Origin of the sequence: Bradyrhizobium sp. STM 3562 (assembly GCF_045571435.1) — a bacterium.
In the GTDB taxonomy this organism is placed as follows: domain Bacteria; phylum Pseudomonadota; class Alphaproteobacteria; order Rhizobiales; family Xanthobacteraceae; genus Bradyrhizobium.
In genome coordinates, this window is sequence record NZ_CP120694.1 from 23,733 (window position 1) to 39,639 (window position 15,907).

14 protein-coding genes are annotated in these 15,907 nt (G+C 63.4%); 10 read left to right on the forward strand and 4 right to left on the reverse strand.

The window, feature by feature from the left end; translation table 11 throughout:
- Positions 1-191 precede the first annotated feature (191 nt).
- Positions 192-2,390 (forward strand): SLC26A/SulP transporter family protein, encoded by a 2,199-nt coding sequence (locus tag P6U23_RS00095; RefSeq protein WP_407177620.1) that lies wholly within the window; start codon positions 192-194, stop codon positions 2,388-2,390.
- Positions 2,391-2,674: 284 nt separating this feature from the next.
- Here the strand turns inward: P6U23_RS00095 and P6U23_RS00100 are convergent, their stop codons facing one another.
- Together P6U23_RS00100 and P6U23_RS00105 are read right to left on the reverse strand one after the other, a co-directional pair.
- A complete protein-coding gene (locus P6U23_RS00100; RefSeq protein WP_407177621.1) occupies positions 2,675-4,168 on the reverse strand; it encodes an NAD-dependent succinate-semialdehyde dehydrogenase in 1,494 nt (497 codons plus the stop codon).
- Positions 4,169-4,290: 122 nt separating this feature from the next.
- On the reverse strand, positions 4,291-4,611 hold the full coding sequence (locus tag P6U23_RS00105) for a hypothetical protein (RefSeq protein ID WP_407181731.1): 321 nt from the start codon (positions 4,609-4,611) through the stop codon (positions 4,291-4,293).
- Between the two features lie 342 nt (positions 4,612-4,953).
- Here P6U23_RS00105 and P6U23_RS00110 point away from each other — a divergent pair, with 342 nt between their 5' ends.
- Positions 4,954-6,147, forward strand: a complete 1,194-nt coding sequence (locus tag P6U23_RS00110) for a serine hydrolase domain-containing protein (RefSeq protein WP_407177622.1) — start codon at positions 4,954-4,956, stop codon at positions 6,145-6,147.
- Between the two features lie 145 nt (positions 6,148-6,292).
- Here the strand turns inward: P6U23_RS00110 and P6U23_RS00115 are convergent, their stop codons facing one another.
- Positions 6,293-7,294, reverse strand: coding sequence for an adenosine kinase (locus tag P6U23_RS00115; protein WP_407177623.1), 1,002 nt, complete (start codon positions 7,292-7,294; stop codon positions 6,293-6,295).
- Positions 7,295-7,434: 140 nt separating this feature from the next.
- Between P6U23_RS00115 and murJ the strand changes: the two genes are divergently transcribed.
- The 4 genes from murJ (at position 7,435) to P6U23_RS00135 (ending at position 11,375) form a co-directional block, all read left to right on the forward strand.
- Positions 7,435-8,994, forward strand: coding sequence for a murein biosynthesis integral membrane protein MurJ (gene murJ, locus P6U23_RS00120; protein WP_407177624.1), 1,560 nt, complete (start codon positions 7,435-7,437; stop codon positions 8,992-8,994).
- A 45-nt stretch (positions 8,995-9,039) separates the two neighbouring features.
- Positions 9,040-10,092 (forward strand): tryptophan--tRNA ligase, encoded by a 1,053-nt coding sequence (gene trpS, locus P6U23_RS00125; protein WP_407177625.1) that lies wholly within the window; start codon positions 9,040-9,042, stop codon positions 10,090-10,092.
- A 113-nt stretch (positions 10,093-10,205) separates the two neighbouring features.
- Complete coding sequence (locus P6U23_RS00130) at positions 10,206-10,700, forward strand: universal stress protein (protein ID WP_407177626.1); 495 nt, start codon at positions 10,206-10,208, stop codon at positions 10,698-10,700.
- 105 nt (positions 10,701-10,805) lie between these two features.
- Positions 10,806-11,375, forward strand: a complete 570-nt coding sequence (locus tag P6U23_RS00135) for a NifU family protein (protein ID WP_407177627.1) — start codon at positions 10,806-10,808, stop codon at positions 11,373-11,375.
- 108 nt (positions 11,376-11,483) lie between these two features.
- Here P6U23_RS00135 and P6U23_RS00140 read toward each other — a convergent pair whose 3' ends face one another.
- Entirely contained in the window at positions 11,484-13,166 is a 1,683-nt protein-coding gene (locus tag P6U23_RS00140; protein WP_407177628.1) for a PAS domain-containing protein, read from the reverse strand.
- 301 nt (positions 13,167-13,467) lie between these two features.
- Between P6U23_RS00140 and tsaB the strand changes: the two genes are divergently transcribed.
- The 4 genes from tsaB to P6U23_RS00160 are packed head-to-tail and all read left to right on the forward strand — an operon-like array spanning position 13,468 to position 15,851.
- A complete protein-coding gene (gene tsaB, locus P6U23_RS00145; protein WP_407177629.1) occupies positions 13,468-14,169 on the forward strand; it encodes a tRNA (adenosine(37)-N6)-threonylcarbamoyltransferase complex dimerization subunit type 1 TsaB in 702 nt (233 codons plus the stop codon).
- Positions 14,166-14,651: a ribosomal protein S18-alanine N-acetyltransferase gene (gene rimI / locus P6U23_RS00150; protein WP_407177630.1), complete on the forward strand. Its 486-nt coding sequence runs from the start codon at positions 14,166-14,168 to the stop codon at positions 14,649-14,651. The genes tsaB and rimI overlap by 4 nt, the downstream gene beginning before the upstream one ends.
- A 45-nt stretch (positions 14,652-14,696) precedes the next feature.
- Positions 14,697-15,152, forward strand: coding sequence for a Fur family transcriptional regulator (locus tag P6U23_RS00155; protein ID WP_024509608.1), 456 nt, complete (start codon positions 14,697-14,699; stop codon positions 15,150-15,152).
- Positions 15,153-15,851, forward strand: coding sequence for an HAD family hydrolase (locus P6U23_RS00160; protein WP_407177631.1), 699 nt, complete (start codon positions 15,153-15,155; stop codon positions 15,849-15,851). It begins immediately after the preceding gene.
- Positions 15,852-15,907: the final 56 nt, after the last annotated feature.

Genomic DNA, 15,907 nt, shown 5'->3' on the forward strand with positions numbered 1-15,907 from the left:
CATCTCCGAAACCGATGCTCGCAGACGCCCGCCGCTTCGCATCGGGCGTCGCCCCTCATGGCGGATTGGGGACGAGTGAACCGCCGTCGCCGCATCGGCATCGGGCGAGTTCCACAGTCATAAAAATATGGTTGTGATGACGCGCGCTCCTCGTCTACCACAGGCACGGGTGTCTGGGGTGAATTCACGCGGTGTCAGCTCGAACGGTCAGTTTCCATCCGCCGCTTGCACGCGCGCTCAATGACGTCCTTGGTGGCACCGCTGCCAGCGTTCTGACCGTCACCTTCGGGCTGTCCTATGCGCTGCTGATCTTCGCCGGTCCGCTGGCGCCTTATCTCTCCTATGGGGTCGGCAGCACCTTCATTACCTCGGCGATCATTGCCGCGATCCTCGCGCTCGGCAGCTCACTGCCCTTCGCCGTCGGCGCACCCGACAGTTCGACCGCGGCGATGACGGGCATCCTCGCCTCCTCGCTGGCCGAACGTATCATCGCGACCGACCCGGCCGCGCCGGTGCTTGGACCGGTTTTCCTCACCCTCGCGATGGCGAGCATCTTGACGGGCGTCGTGCTCTGCGGCTTTGGGCTGACGCGGATGGGCCGCGCCATCCGTTATGTGCCCTATCCCGTGGTCGGCGGTTTTCTCGGCGCCACCGGCTGCCTGATCCTGCTCGGCGCGGTCCGCGTCATCACCGGGCAGCGGCTGCAATTGGCCACGCTGGATAGCTTCGCCAACCTGATGACCCTCTACGAGCTCGCGGCCGCCTGCGCGATGGCCCTCGTGCTCTACCTGACCTGGCACCGCTCGCGCACGCCGTTCGGCCTGCCCGTCATCCTGATCGTCGGCACCATTGCAGCGCACCTCGCCTTCCGCCTGTTCGGCATTTCGACGACGGAAGCGCAGAGCCTCGGCTGGACATTTCAGCCGCCATCGCAGATCGCTTTCATGTCGCCATGGGACGTGACTGCGATTGCCCACTATCCCTGGTTCGCACTGCCGGATCTCACCGGCAATCTGATTGCCGTCATTTTCGTCACGGCTTCGAGCACGCTGTTCAACACGACAGGCATCGAGGTCGCAATCCATCGCGAAGCCGATCTCGAGCGCGAGCTGAACGTGACCGGCATCGCCAACATGCTGTCGGGCGTACTCGGCGGCTATACCGGCTGCATTTCGGTCAGCCGTTCCGTGCTCAATTTCAGTGCCGGCGGCAGCGGCCGGCTCTCCGGGCTGACAACAGCCGCAATCTCGGCCTTGATGCTGATCGTCGCGCCGGCGCTGCTCGGCTATATGCCGAAATTCGTGCTCGGCGGCCTTCTGCTCTATCTCGGCGCGGACACCTTGCACAAATGGATCGTGCAGTCGCGTCGCCGCCTGTCGCTGACCGAATACCTTTCGCTGCTCGCGATCATCGGCATCATCCTGCAATGGGGATTCATCGCCGGCATCCTGATCGGCGTGGTGATCGGCTGCGGCACTTTTGCGCTAAGCGCTTCGCGGATCAATTCCATCAAATTCGCCTTTGACGGGTCCGAATATCGCAGCTCGCTCGACCGCTCGCGCGACGATCAGACGATACTGTCGGCGCATGGCAGCGAGGTCCAGGGCCTCAATCTGCAGAGCTATCTGTTCTTCGGCTCGGCCAACCGGCTCTATCAGCACGTCAAGGCGCTGCTCGCGCGCCACCGCGCATGCCGCTATCTCATCTTCGATTTCAAGCTCGTGACCGGCATCGATTCGTCCGCCGCGTTCAGCTTCGCGCAGATCAAGCGTACGGCACAGGATCGCGGCATCAGGCTGGTCCTGGTCCATCTGCCTGTAATGGCCGAGAAGGCGCTGCGCTCGAGCGAGTTCATCTCGCCCGACGTTCTGATCATGTCGGAGCTCGATCATGCGCTGGAGTGGTGCGAGAACGAGATCATTGCGCAACATCAGGGGCGGGTGCGGGAGGAAGCGAATTTGCGCGAATGGTTCACGCAAATCCTCGGCACTGAGGACGACGCCTTCGAGCTGATGCACCGCTGCGAGCGGATCGAGGTCAAGGCCGGCCAGACCGTGGTCAGCGCAGGGGAAGCGGCCGATTCCATGCATTTCATTCTCGACGGCCGGGTTGGCGTGATGATTGCCGCCGAGAATGGCGGCACGAGCCGGGTGCGCAGCCTCGGCCGCTACACCACGATCGGCGAGATGGGCCTGGTCTCACATGCGCCGCGCAGCGCAACCATTCAGGCCGAGGTCGCAAGCGTGCTCTATGCACTGACGGCGCAGCAATTCGAGGCGATCAAGCGCGAGCATCCGGTGCTCGGTCAGAAGCTGCTGACCTATTTCGTCTCTGTGATGGCCGAGCGCCTGAGCTTCGCCAACCGCATGATCGCGGTGCTACGGCGGTAGTGTAGCCCAAGCCAACGCCTCTTAGTGCGTCGTCCGAGCGAAAGCCGGGACCCTCCGCGCAAGCGCTTGGGCTCGTCGCGATACCGCGTGATCTATCGACGGGTTCTCGGTCATGGCGGCACGATCTAGCCGCTGCCGAGAAAAGGCGTGGATGCCCGGGACAAGCCCCGGGCATGACGAGCAAGGTTTGACAGCCTTCGTAACAACCACGGCCGGTGGTTATGGGCCCCCGCTTTCGCGGGGGCGACACAGTGTGACCTCCGGCCTACGTGTGACCTGTGGCCCTACACCCCCGCCATCATCACATACTTGATCTCGAGATATTCCTCCATGCCGTGATGCGAGCCCTCGCGGCCCAGGCCGCTTTCCTTCACGCCGCCGAAGGGTGCAACCTCGGTCGTGATCAGGCCGGTGTTGACGCCGACCATGCCCGACTCCAGCGCTTCGGCGATGCGCCAGACGCGGCCGAGATCACGCGCATAGAAGTAGGAGGCAAGTCCGAACGGCGATTTGTTGCACATCGCGACGACGTCGGCCTCGTCCTTGAAGCGGATCACCGGCGCGAGTGGCCCAAACGTTTCCTCCTGCGCGACCAGCGCATCGGCGCGCACGTCGGAGAGCACCGTCGGCTCGAAGAAAGTGCGCCCGAGTGCATGGCGCTTGCCGCCGGTGACGACTTTGGCCCCGCCCTTTACCGCATCCGCAATATGGCGCTCGACCTTCTCGACGGCGTCCATGTTGATGAGCGGCCCCTGGGTGACGCCGGCTTCGGTGCCGTCGCCGATCTTCATCGCCGCGGCCTTTTGGGAAAGCTTCCGCACGAACTCGTCGTAGATCTTGTCCTGCGCGTAGATGCGGTTGGCGCACACGCAGGTCTGGCCCATGTTGCGGTATTTCGAAACCATGGCGCCTTCCACGGCGGCATCGACATCCGCATCGTCGAACACGATGAACGGCGCGTTGCCGCCGAGTTCGAGCCCGAGCTTCTTCACGCCGACGGAAGCCTGCCTATACAGGATCTTGCCGACCTCGGTCGATCCGGTGAAACCGACGAAGCGCACCGCCGGATGCTCGCACAGCACCTTGCCGATCGGCGGCGCATCACCGGTGATGATGTTGAAGACGCCCTTGGGCACGCCCGCTTTCTCGGCAAGTGCTGCCAGCGCGAGCGCGCTGAGCGGCGTCTCGTTGGCCGGCTTGAGCACCACCGTGCAGCCGGCCGCGAGTGCCGGCGAGACCTTGCGGGTGATCATCGAGTTCGGGAAATTCCATGGCGTGATCGCGCCGCAGACGCCGATCGGCTGCTTGATCGCGAGCAGGCGCGCATCCGGCTTCTGCGTCGGGATGGTTTCGCCATAGACGCGCCGCGCTTCTTCGGCGAAGAATTCGACATAGGCACCACCGATATCGACTTCGCCAAGCGCTTCCGCGAGCGGCTTGCCCTGCTCGGAGGTGAGGATCAGCGCGAGATCCTCGCGGCTGGCGACGATCAGTTCGTACCATTTGCGCAAAATATTCGAGCGCTGCTTGGCCGTGAGCTTGGCCCAGGCGGGGAAGGCGCGTTCGGCGGCCTCCACGGCTTGCGTGCAATCGGCGGCGCTCATCTGCGGCACCTTCGTAAGCTCGACGCCCGTTGCCGGATTGTTCACGGCGAAGACGGGGGTACCGACCCACGCGCCATCGATATAGCAGCGATCCCGCAGCAGCGAAGGATCCTTGAGCCTCTCGCGAAGTGTTTGGGCGCCCTGCGAAGCGCGTGCAGCAGCGGTAGGGGTCATGGCGTTACTCCTCGGATTTTCTGGAATTGACCGTGAATATAGGCGGAAACTCACGCAGGCGCGACCTCCCGAGGACGCGCGGCTGCTTCAAGCTGCATTCAGGGCTACGCCCAAGCGGGCAGTCAGGCGGCGCCGCTCAGATAGGTTTCGCGCCGGCCGATCATGCGTTCCGCGGCGGCCTTGGCGTCCGCCTTCGTCGAGGTGGCGCAGGTGCGGTATTCGAGGTCGGGCAGCACGGCTGGGTCACGACGGCCGAACCAGGACTTGCCACCCACCGGCAACAGCGCAAGGGCCTGTGCAACATTGTCGACCGCGCCGAAGGAATGCAGCGCGCCTGTTGCGGCATAACGAACCTCGTAAATGCCCGGCGAGATCGGTGCTTCCAAGTTCTCGCCGCGCCCTGGCCGGGGATAGCGCTTCCATTCGCTCCAGGTCGAGATCATCATCGCCCCCTCGCGGCCGGTGGCAGCCGCCAATATTCGAAATAAAAAACTTGTCGCCCGTCAGCGTCGATTTGACTGCGGTGCGAACGCGTTACTGCGAAAATAGTTTCAGCGGCAGTACCAAAGGAGCATATCGCCGATGCAACGCAGGCTCATCGCTGCGACGCCGGCTTTGCCCGGCAAATTGCTGCAGAATTTCGAGTAGTCCCCTTTTTGCCACTCCGAGCACGCCGCCCCGATCACGAGATTGCGACCCGTGCGGTGCACAGAAAGCGTTACTTGCGGGATGAAGCGACCGAGAGGAAGATCATCCCGCCAATAAGGTTAACGGGAGGATCCCCTATGCAGAGCGACGTTCAGATCGACGAGGTCCTGCGTCAAAAATCCGACGCGAAAGAAATTCCCGGCGTGGTCGCGATGGCCGCGAGCGGGGACGAGGTGATCTATCAGGGCGCATTTGGCAAACGTGACCTCGCCAAGGACGACCCGATGACGATCGACAGCGTGTTCTGGATCGCGTCGATGACGAAAGCGGTGACCACCGCCGGCGCGATGCAGCTCGTCGAGCAAGAAAAGCTCGCGCTTGACGAGCCGATCGGAAAGGTGCTGCCCGATCTCGCCTCGCCCATGGTGCTCGAAGGGTTCGACGCGCAGGGCGAACCGCGACTGCGTCCGGCCAAGCAGCCAATCACGCTGCGCCAGCTCATGACCCACACCGCCGGCTTCTGCTACGACATGTGGAACGGCGACATGGGGAAATATCTGGAGAAGACCGGCGTTCCCGGCATCATCACCTGCAAGAACGATGCGCTGAAGACTCCCATCATGACCGATCCCGGCTCACGCTGGGAATACGGCACGAACATCGACTTCGTCGGCAAGGCGGTCGAAGCCGTATCGGGCAAGCGGCTCGACGCCTATTTGCGCGACAATCTGTTCGCGCCGCTCGGCATGACCGACACCGGATTCAAAATCAGCGACGACATGCGCCGGCGGCTGGTCGGGATGCATGCCCGCGGGGCCGATGGCGTGCTCGCGCCGATGCCGTTCGAGCTGGAGCAGGACCCGGAATTTCACATGGGCGGTGGCGGCCTTTACAGCACCGCGGGCGATTACATCAAATTCTGCCAGATGATCCTGAACGAGGGCAGCGGCAACGGCCATCAACTGCTCAAGCCGGAGACGGTCGCGTTGATGGCGCAGAACAACATCGGCGACCTCGTGGTCACGAAGATGAGTACGGCGGCCCCGATTTACACCAACGACGTCGATCTCTACCCCGACATGGTCAAGAAGTGGGGTTTGAGCTTCCTGATCAACACCGCGCAGACGCCGGAGGGACGCAGCCCCGGCAGCCTCGCCTGGGCCGGACTCGCCAACACCTATTTCTGGATCGATCCGGCGCGCGATGTTGCCGGCGTGATTCTGATGCAGACGTTGCCGTTTGCCGATCAAAAATGCCTGGAGGCCTTCGCCGGCTTCGAACGCGGCATCTATGATGGTCTCGGTGCCGCCGGCGGCAAGAAGGCGGCGTGAGAGCTACCAAGCTCCCGTTCTCGGCATGGCCGGGCTTGTCCCGGCCATCCACGAACGGGCGATCAGCCCACGTGGATGCCCGGGTCAAGCCAGGTCAAGCCCGGGCATGACGTGCTGAGAGAGCGGTGAATGGAATAGTTCCCTCCTACACCGGCAGTCCGTTCTGCTGCACCAATTCCTTCAACGACACCTGCGGCCGGGCGCCGATGTGCTGAATCACTTCGGCGGCCGCGAGCGCGCCGAGACGGCCGGCATTCTCGTAACCCGCGCCGCGCACCAGGCCGAACAGGAAGCCGGCTGCGAAGAGATCGCCGGCACCGGTGGTATCGACGATCGTCTTGACCGGGAATGCCGGTACCGCGACCACGCCTTCGTTTGAGGCCACCACGCAACCCTTCTCGCTGCGCGTGACGACGCCGAGCTTCGCATCGAGGCGCAACTGCTTGAGCGCGGTATCGAAGTCCGACGTCAAATAGAGCGAGCGCAGTTCGGCTTCATTGGCGAAGACGAGATCGACCGCGCCCTTGCGCATCAGATCCAGGAACTCATCGCGATAACGATCGACGCAGAAAGAATCCGACAGCGTCAACGCGACTTGCCGGCCTGCTTCATGGGCAATCTTGGAGGCCTTCACAAAGGCGTCCTTGGCGTCTTTCGGATCCCACAAATAGCCTTCGAGATAGACGATGCGCGCCGCGGCGATTTGCGCCGGATCGATATCGGCCGGCGTCAAGTGCTGCGCCGCGCCCAGATAGGTATTCATGGTGCGCTCGCCGTCCCCGGTCACCAGGATGTAGGAGCAACCGGTCGCCGGGCCGTCCGCTGCGGGCTTGGTCTCGAATGCGACACCGGCGGCGCGGATGTCATGGGTATAGAGCGCTCCGATCTGATCGTCCTTGACCTTGCCGACATAGGCGGCGCGCGCGCCCAGGCTTGCGATGCCGACGATGGTGTTGGCCGCCGATCCGCCGGACATTTCGGTCGCGGGTCCCATGTCGCGGTAGATCGCGGTCGCACGCGCCTCGTCGATCAGGGCCATGCTGCCTTTGGTCATGCCGTGGCGGCTCAAAAAGGCCTCGTCGGTCCGCACCAGCACATCAAAAATCGCATTGCCGATGGCGAGAACATCATATTTCGCGTCAGTCATTCGGTTGGGGGTCCTGTTACGGCAATTGCGGTTAAGCCCAGAATCCGGTTTCCAGGCGGCGAGAATGCAGGTTAATCCTGTCGCGGCCTATCATGCCCGCCCCCGCAGGAGCAAGCCACGGTTCCGTTCTCGAGAAACGCATGATCCGCTCTTTCCTCACCGTCTCGACAGGAACGCTGGCCTCGCGCCTGCTCGGCTTTGTGCGCGACTCCATGATTGCCGCATTGCTGGGCACTGGCCCGATCGCGGATGCCTTTCTGCTCGGGTTCCAATTGATCAACGTGGTCAGGCGGCTGCTGACGGAGGGCGCGTTGAACGCCGCGCTGGTTCCGGCGTGGCTGCGGCTGCGCGAGAGCAAGGGGGAGGCGGCCGCCGCGGCGTTCGCCGGCAAGGTGCTCGCGACCGTCAGCACCGTCCTGATCGTCGCGACGGCGCTGATGGGCCTCCTCATGCCGTTCGTCCTTACCGCGCTGGCTCCCGGTTTCGCCGGCCGGGAGACGCTGAGGCTCGCCGTCGATGACGCGCGGCTGATGCTGCCTTACGTTGCGTTCGCAGGCCCCTCGACCGTGATGCTGGCGCTGTTTTCCGCGCAATCACGCTTCGCGCTCACGGCCTTCTCGCCGCTCTTGTTCAACATCGCGCTGATCGCGGTGATGATCGCTCTCATCTTTGCCAAGGAGGACGCCGGTTTCGTCGCGCTGACGCTCGCCGCGACGGTGGGCGTCGCCGGCCTCCTGCAATTGCTGATACTGGTTTCACGACGGACAGACAGCCGCATCGCGAGGCCGCTGCGGGTCTCGCTTGACGCGGAGACGCGCGGCTTCTTCGCGCGCGCTGTTCCCGGCATGGTTGCCAACTCCGCGCCGCAGCTCCTGATGGTCGGCGGCGCTATCATCGCTTCATCCTCATCCTCGGCGGTATCCTGGCTCTATTTCGCCAACCGCCTGATCGAACTGCCGCTCGGCATTGTCGGTGTCGCGATGGGCACCGTGCTGGTCAGCGAACTGACCCGCGGCGTCCGTAGCGGCGATGAAAGCGCAATTGCGCAGGCGCAGTCGCATGCGCTCGAACTGGCTGCGGGGCTGGCGCTGCCGGCGACGCTGGGACTGATCGTGCTGAGCGAGCCGATTGTGCGACTTCTGTTCGAGCACGGCGCGTTCACGGTGCAGGACACGAATGCCACCGCGCAAGTGCTGGTCTGGCTTGCGCTGGCCTTGCCGGCGCACGTGCTCACGAAGGCGCTGGCGCCTGCGTTCTTCGCGCGCGAGGACACGGCCACGCCGCTCAAGGCAAGCCTCATCGGCTTGGCCGTCGCGATCCTCGCGGCCTTCATCTTCGATCGCCTGTTCGGCGCAGGCGGCATTGCCGCGGGTGTCGCCCTTGGCGCCTGGAGCAATGCAGGTGCGTTGGCCCGAAGCGGCGTGGCGGCATTCGGCTTTTCGCTGGCGGCTGCGACGCGGCAACGTCTGGGGCGGATTGCAGCAGCCGCCTTCATCATGGCCGGGCTGTTATGGCTTGCGGCGCGTCTGTCGGTGCTGGGCGCACCCGCGCACGGCATGGCCCAGGCCATGTCGATCATTCTGGCGATTGCCGGGGGTCTCGCAATTTACCTCCTCTTGCTCGGACTTTTCGGCGTCGCCGGCTGGCGCGCGGCGGTCAACGCGATCAGGAGCGGCAAGCCGCGCGACTTGCGTAGCTGACGCTTCTCGTGGCAAACGACGGCCCGAAACAGCAGGAAGCTAGCCATGGCCTTCGTGGAACGGGTTTTTTCGGGCGTCCAGCCGACGGGCAATCTGCACCTCGGCAATTACCTCGGCGCCATCGTCAACTTCGTGAAGATGCAGGAAACCCATAACTGCATCTATTGCGTGGTCGACATGCATGCCATCACGGTCGACGTCGACGTCTGGGGCGGCCCTACCCAACTTGCCCATAACACGCGCGAGGTGACGGCTGCCTTCATCGCGGCCGGCATCGATCCGAAAAAGCACATCGTGTTCAATCAGAGTCAGGTCTCGGGCCATGCCGAGCTCACCTGGATCTTTAACTGCGTGGCCCGCGTCGGCTGGCTCAGCCGCATGACGCAGTTCAAGGAGAAGGCGGGCAAGGACCGCGAGAATGCCTCCGTGGGTCTCTACGACTATCCGGTGCTGATGGCGGCCGACATCCTGCTCTACCGCGCCACCCATGTGCCTGTCGGCGAGGACCAGAAGCAGCACCTGGAGCTGTCGCGCGACATCGCGCAGAAGTTCAACAACGATTTCGGCGACTCGATCCGCGGCCATGGTTTCGTCGGCGGCCAGTTCTTTCCGCTGCCGGAGCCGATGATCACGGGACCCGCGACCCGCGTGATGAGCCTGCGCGACGGCACCAAGAAAATGTCGAAGTCGGATGCGTCGGATTATTCGCGCATCAACCTGACCGACGACGCCGATACCATCGCGCAGAAGATCCGCAAGGCGAAGACCGACCCCGAGCCGCTGCCGACGGAAGAGAAAGGGCTGGAGTCGCGGCCTGAGGCCGACAATCTCGTCGGCATCTATGCTGCGCTGTCGGGCCGCAGCAAGCAGGACGTGCTGCGCGATTTCGGCGGCGGACAGTTTTCGAGCTTCAAGAACGCGCTGGTCGAGCTTTGCGTGACCAAGCTATCGCCAATCGCTTCCGAGATGAAACGGCTGGTTGCCGATCGCGACCACGTCGACAACATCCTGATCGATGGCGCCGAGCGCGCAGGCGCGATCGCCGAGGAGACGATGAAGGCGACAAAGGACATCGTCGGCTTCGTCCGTAAGCGCTAGGGTGCTGCGCCGCGCAACGCGGCGCAAGTTGCAAGCTGATGCTCTTCCCTCTCCCCAGGCGGGAGGGGATGTGGCAGCATGCGGCTCGGTTAAGATGCATTGCCGGGACATGCATGGCCACCCAGCGACGAAGCTACCAGGCAGGTCACAAGCCGAAATGCCTGGTCATTGTCGACGATAGCGCTGAATGGGATCGCGCGGTCTATTACGCCAGCCGCTGGGCCATGCGGGTCGGCGGCGGCGTGGTGATGCTGCGCCTCATCGAGACCGAGGACCAGAACCAGCAATGGCTTGGGGTCGCCGACATCATGCGCGCGGAAGCGCATGAGAACGCGAATGCCGCGCTCGACCGCGCCGCCGGACGCGCCAATGGGATCGCCGCGATCACGCCGGAACGCGTGATCCGCGAAGGCGATCCGGCCGAGCAGATTCTCGACGTCATCGAACAGGATGTCGACATCGCGATGTTGGTGCTGGCCGCCAATCCCGGCGCCGAAGGGCCCGGTCCGCTCACCACCATGCTGACCAAGACAGTCGCCTCGTTTCCAATTCCCCTGGTGATCGTACCCGGCGACCTCAGCGACAGCGACCTTGATGCCTTGTCCTGAAAGGGGGGAACCTGCTGTTTTGCGCCCTTGATCGTGCGTTTGCCGTCGCCATCTGCTAGACAGCCCCCACGCGCCGGCCTTGAACCGGCGACGCCGGAGAAAACCATGTTCATTCAGACTGAAGCGACCCCCAATCCCGCCACCCTCAAGTTCATTCCCGGCCGCATCGTGCTCGATGCCGGCACCATGGAATTTTTGAGCCGCGAGGCCGCCGCGCGCTCGCCGCTCGCCGAACGCCTGTTCGACGTGCCCGGCGTCACCAGCGTATTTTACGGCTCGGACTTCATCACCGTGACCAAGGAAGGCAGCGATTGGCAGCATTTGAAGCCCGCCATCCTTGGCGCCATCATGGAACATTACATGTCGGGCGAGCCGCTGCTCGCTGACGGCAGCGCAGGCAGCGATGCGACGCTTGATGAGGACGGCGAGTTCTTCAATGAGGAGGACGCCGAGACCGTCGAGATGATCAAGGATCTGATCGAGACCCGGGTGCGGCCCGCGGTCGCCAATGATGGCGGCGACATCACCTTCCGCGGCTTCAAGGACGGTGTCGTCTATCTCAACATGAAGGGTGCCTGTTCGGGCTGCCCGTCATCGACCGCAACCCTCCAGCACGGCATCCAGAACCTGCTGAGGCACTTCGTTCCCGACGTGGTCGAAGTCCGGCCGATGTGACCGCGGGCGTCGCACCGCGACGCACACGGTCTTCCCGGGGCGGTCCGAAGCACCGACCCCGGGATTCCCGGTTCACGCTGCGCGTGCTCGGGAATGACGACCTAGACCCTACGCCAGCTTGCGCCCGATCGCGGCGGCTTCCGCCGCGGCGCGCTGCATGTTGGTCGACATTTCGCTGGTGACCGCGCTTTGCTCCTCGACCGCGGCCGCCGTCGAGTTCACATATTCCGCGACGTCCTGGATCGCCTTCTTGATCGAGACCAGGGCGCCGACGACGTCGCCCGAAATCCCGTTCAGATTGCCGATCTCCTGATCGATCTTGTCCGTGGCCTGCTTGGCCTGGTTGGCGAGGTTCTTGACCTCGGCGGCAACTACGGCAAAGCCGCGGCCGGCCTCGCCGGCGCGCGCCGATTCGATGGTGGCGTTGAGCGCGAGCAGGTTGATCTGCCCCGTAATGTCGCCGATCAACTGCACGATGCTGCGCATCGACTCCGCCGCGGCCGACAGCCGCTGCGCCTGCTGGTCGGCCACCTCGACCCGGTCGACTGCGGTCGCGGCCGTATCCTTGGATTTGGTCATGGCCTCGGAGATTTCGCGCACCGAGGTGTTCAGTTCCTCCGCGCCGGCCGCGACCTGGTCCATCATGCCGCTGACCTTCTCGCCCTGCAGGCGCGCGATCACCTGGGCCGTGGTCTCGGCGGCGTATTTGACGACCTTGAAAGGCTTACCGTTCAGATCAAGAATCGGATTGTATGTCGCCTGAATCCAGACGTCCCTGCCGCCTCTTCCGATCCGTTTGAACTCGCCGGACTGGAATTCGCCGCGGTTGAGCTTGGCCCAGAAGTCGCGATAGCCTGCGCTGTCCCGTTCGGCCGGGTCGACGAACATGCTGTGATGGCGCCCCTTGATGTCCGACAGCGAATAGCCAAGCGCCTTGCAGAAATTCTCGTTGGCCGTGATGACGGTACCGTCCATGTTGAACTCGATCACCGCCTGCGACTGGCCGATCGCCGCGATCTGGCCGGCGAGATCGGCATTGCGCAGCTTGGTCGCGGTCACGTCGGTTGCGAATTTGATGACCTTGAACGGCTTTCCGTCCTGGTCGAGCAGCGGGTTGTATGAGGCCAGGATCCAGACTTCCTTGCCGCCCTTGCCGATGCGCTTGTATTCCGCCGCATCATATTCGCCCCGATTGAGCTTGGCCCAGAAATCGCGATAGGCCATGCTGTCGCGATAGGAAGGCTCGACGAACATGCTGTGATGCTTGCCCTTGATCTCGGCGAGCGTGTAGCCCATCACGCGCAGGAAGTTCTCGTTGGCCGTGATGACCTTGCCGTCCATGTTGAACTCGATGACGGCCTGAGCCTTGCCGGCCGCAGCGACTTCCGCGGCGAGTTCGAGGTTTTGCAGCCTTACCGACGCATCGCTCCATTCGACCGCAACACCAACCGGCTTTCCCTGACCGTCGCGCAGGGGCGTCGCCACGAGATCGAAGCTGCGGCCGCCTATCTCGATGGTGGCGCGGTGCTGCTCTTTCAGAGAGCCGAGCAATTGGCGCTGGCGCTCGGAACGCTTGTGGAAAATATCGATGTTGCTGCCGACCAGCTTCGTCGCCGAAAAGCCTGGCAGGTCCTTGCGGATGTCGGCCTCCGCGCGTGTGAACAACTGCGTCAACGCGCGGTTGACATGGACGATGTTCAGGTTGGCATCCGCGATCATGACATTGGCGGTGATGAACTCCAGCGCCAGCGATTTCGCCAGCTCCGCTCCACGTGCGCGGCCGTTGAACATCTTGAAATCTCCTTGAGGATCAAACCGATTGTGATGTCCATGGCGACGAGCGCGATCGACGCGAGGGACGGAAGCCTTGCTTGCTAACACCCCAGTTTTTTCATTTTCGGCTAATTTTCGATTAATTATCGTAGTTTCAAGGAGATATATCAATTTCCAGTTGCGTCTACGAGGCAAGACACCGGTTGAGGGTGGCCGCTCAGAACGACCTGCCCAGACGATATTCACAGCCGGCCGGAGGGACTTGGGCGGCGAACGAAGCCTTGACCTGTTTCGCCGCAAAGCATGGTAAGAGCGGAGCATGTTGATCCTTGCCATCGATACCGCGCTCGACGCCTGCGCGGCCGCGATCCTCGATTCCGGCACCGGTACCCTGATCGCGCAGGCCACGCAGCCGATGAAACGTGGGCATGCGGAAGCATTGATGCCGCTGGTTGCCGGTGTGATGAGGGATGCGGGATTGCCGTTTGCCGCTCTCGACCGCATCGCGGTGACCACGGGCCCTGGCAGCTTCACCGGCTTGCGCGTCGGGCTGTCGGCGGCGCGCGGAATTGCGCTTGCGGCGGAAAAGCCGGTCGTCGGATTGACCACGCTGTCGGCTTACGCGGCGCCCGTCGTCAGCGAGAATGACGAGCACCCGATCATCTCCGCGATCGATGCGCGTCACGACCAGGTGTATTTCCAGGTGGTTGGCGGCGACGGCAGTTCGCTGGTCGAACCCAAGGTCGCGCCAATCGGTGAAGCGTTGCAGGCCTCTCGGTTCGGCGCACCTTACCTCGTCGGAAATGCCGCGCGGATATTGGCCGAGCGCTGGCCGAGCGAGGCGCCGCCGCCGGTCAAGGTCGACGCACAGGCAGCGCCCGACATTGCCTGGGTGGCCTGGCTCGGCGCCGCCGTCGATCCCGCTACAGCGCCGGCCCGCCCGTTTTATCTGCGTCCCCCCGATGCGAAGCCGGCCTCCAATCAGCCGGCCCGGGCTCCGCAGGCGGCGGCGACATCATGAATTGGCTCTCCGATTTCTGGGGCGGCGAGGGCAGCGCGTTGGTCGAACCGGCGACGCTCGCGGACGCGCCGCGACTTGCCGAGCTGCACGGCGCCTCGTTTCACCGCGGCTGGGGTGAAGGCGAATTCGAGAGCATGCTGGGCGAGGCCAACACGCTCGTGCATCGCCTGAAGCTGGGGCGAAAAATCATCGGCTTTGCGGTTTCCCGCTTCGGCGCCGACGAGGCGGAGATCCTGTCGATCGCGATCGATCCGCGCTGTCGCGGCCAGGGACTGTCCCGCAACCTGCTTCTCACCCATCTCGGCCACCTCGCAGCCCGCGGCGTGCGCACTATATTTCTGGAGGTTGAGGAAAGTAACCGCCCGGCGCTACGGCTTTACGAGCGGGCCGGATTTGCCGTCGTCGGCCGCCGCGAAAGATATTATCGAGACGCCTCCGGGGAACAATCGAACGCGCTTCTGATGCGCCGTGACTTGTCGTAACATGGACATGGTGGCACAAGGCGCCAGCTCTCAGGGCAACAATCCATGACCGCATTGAAACCTTCGTCAGCACCAAAAACGTCGGGCATCGAAGCGCGTTGCGCCGCCACCGGCATGCGGATGACCGAGCAGCGCCGCGTGATCGCCCGCGTGCTGGCGGAAGCCGAGGATCATCCCGACGTCGAGGAACTCTATCATCGTTGCGTCGCGGTAGACGACAAGATCTCGATTTCGACGGTCTACCGCACGGTGAAGCTGTTTGAGGATGCCGGCATCATCGAGCGGCACGATTTCCGCGAAGGCCGCGCCCGCTACGAGCAGATGCGCGATAGCCACCATGATCACCTCATCAACCTGCGCGACGGCAAGGTGATCGAATTTACCTCCGAGGAAATCGAGAAACTGCAAGCCGAAATCGCCCGCAAGCTGGGCTACAAGCTGGTCGATCACCGCTTGGAGCTGTATTGCGTCCCGCTGGACGAGGACAAGACCTCAACCTAAGTGGCGATCGATCTCATCATCTTCGACTGCGACGGCGTGCTGGTCGACAGCGAGGTCATCTCCTGCCGCGCGCACGCCGACGTGTTGACGCGACACGGCTACCCGATCACGGAAGACGAGGTGTTGCGTCGCTTTCTCGGTGTCTCCGATCGCGAGGCACGCCTGATCATCGAAACCGAACTCGGCCGACCGCTTCCAGATGAAGTCGAGCATCAGGTCAAGAATGCGACGCTGCAGTTCTATGCCGGAGATCTCAAGGCGATTGCCCATGTCGCCGAAGCGATTTCCGCGATCGCCCTGCCGAAATGCGTGGCCTCGAGCGGCACTCCCGAGAAGATCCAGCACGGCCTGACCTGCGCCGGGCTTTACGGCCTGTTCGCGCCGCATATCTTCTCGGCCACTCAGGTCAGACGCGGGAAACCCGCACCCGACTTGTTCCTGTTCGCGGCCAGCCGAATGAACGTATCGCCGGAACGATGTCTCGTCATCGAGGACAGTGTTCCCGGAGTAACCGGAGCCCGTGGGGCCGGAATGGCCGTCCTTGGCTTTCACGGCGGTAGCCATTGCGGCGCCGGCCACGCGGAAATCCTGGAGAAGGCCGGGGCGATGGCGATCTTTGACGACATGCGGCATTTGCCCGCCCTGATTGCTCAAACTGAGCAAAATTCGGCCTCTGTCGCTGGATTTTCACCGGTTTAGCCTATATCTGAGCCACGTGCGTGGCGCATGATCGGGGGTACGTCTTTCCGAAAAGA

What these genes read in the sequence shown, in the direction of transcription:
- P6U23_RS00100 (WP_407177621.1), bottom strand. Translation starts at nt 4,168, where the DNA reads ATGACCCCTACCGCTGCTGCACGCGCTTCGCAGGGCGCCCAAACACTT.
- P6U23_RS00105 (WP_407181731.1), bottom strand. Translation starts at nt 4,611, where the DNA reads ATGATCTCGACCTGGAGCGAATGGAAGCGCTATCCCCGGCCAGGGCGC.
- P6U23_RS00110 (WP_407177622.1), top strand. Translation starts at nt 4,954, where the DNA reads ATGCAGAGCGACGTTCAGATCGACGAGGTCCTGCGTCAAAAATCCGAC.
- P6U23_RS00115 (WP_407177623.1), bottom strand. Translation starts at nt 7,294, where the DNA reads ATGACTGACGCGAAATATGATGTTCTCGCCATCGGCAATGCGATTTTT.
- murJ (WP_407177624.1), top strand. Translation starts at nt 7,435, where the DNA reads ATGATCCGCTCTTTCCTCACCGTCTCGACAGGAACGCTGGCCTCGCGC.
- trpS (WP_407177625.1), top strand. Translation starts at nt 9,040, where the DNA reads ATGGCCTTCGTGGAACGGGTTTTTTCGGGCGTCCAGCCGACGGGCAAT.
- P6U23_RS00130 (WP_407177626.1), top strand. Translation starts at nt 10,206, where the DNA reads ATGGCCACCCAGCGACGAAGCTACCAGGCAGGTCACAAGCCGAAATGC.
- P6U23_RS00135 (WP_407177627.1), top strand. Translation starts at nt 10,806, where the DNA reads ATGTTCATTCAGACTGAAGCGACCCCCAATCCCGCCACCCTCAAGTTC.
- P6U23_RS00140 (WP_407177628.1), bottom strand. Translation starts at nt 13,166, where the DNA reads ATGTTCAACGGCCGCGCACGTGGAGCGGAGCTGGCGAAATCGCTGGCG.
- tsaB (WP_407177629.1), top strand. Translation starts at nt 13,468, where the DNA reads ATGTTGATCCTTGCCATCGATACCGCGCTCGACGCCTGCGCGGCCGCG.
- rimI (WP_407177630.1), top strand. Translation starts at nt 14,166, where the DNA reads ATGAATTGGCTCTCCGATTTCTGGGGCGGCGAGGGCAGCGCGTTGGTC.
- P6U23_RS00155 (WP_024509608.1), top strand. Translation starts at nt 14,697, where the DNA reads ATGACCGCATTGAAACCTTCGTCAGCACCAAAAACGTCGGGCATCGAA.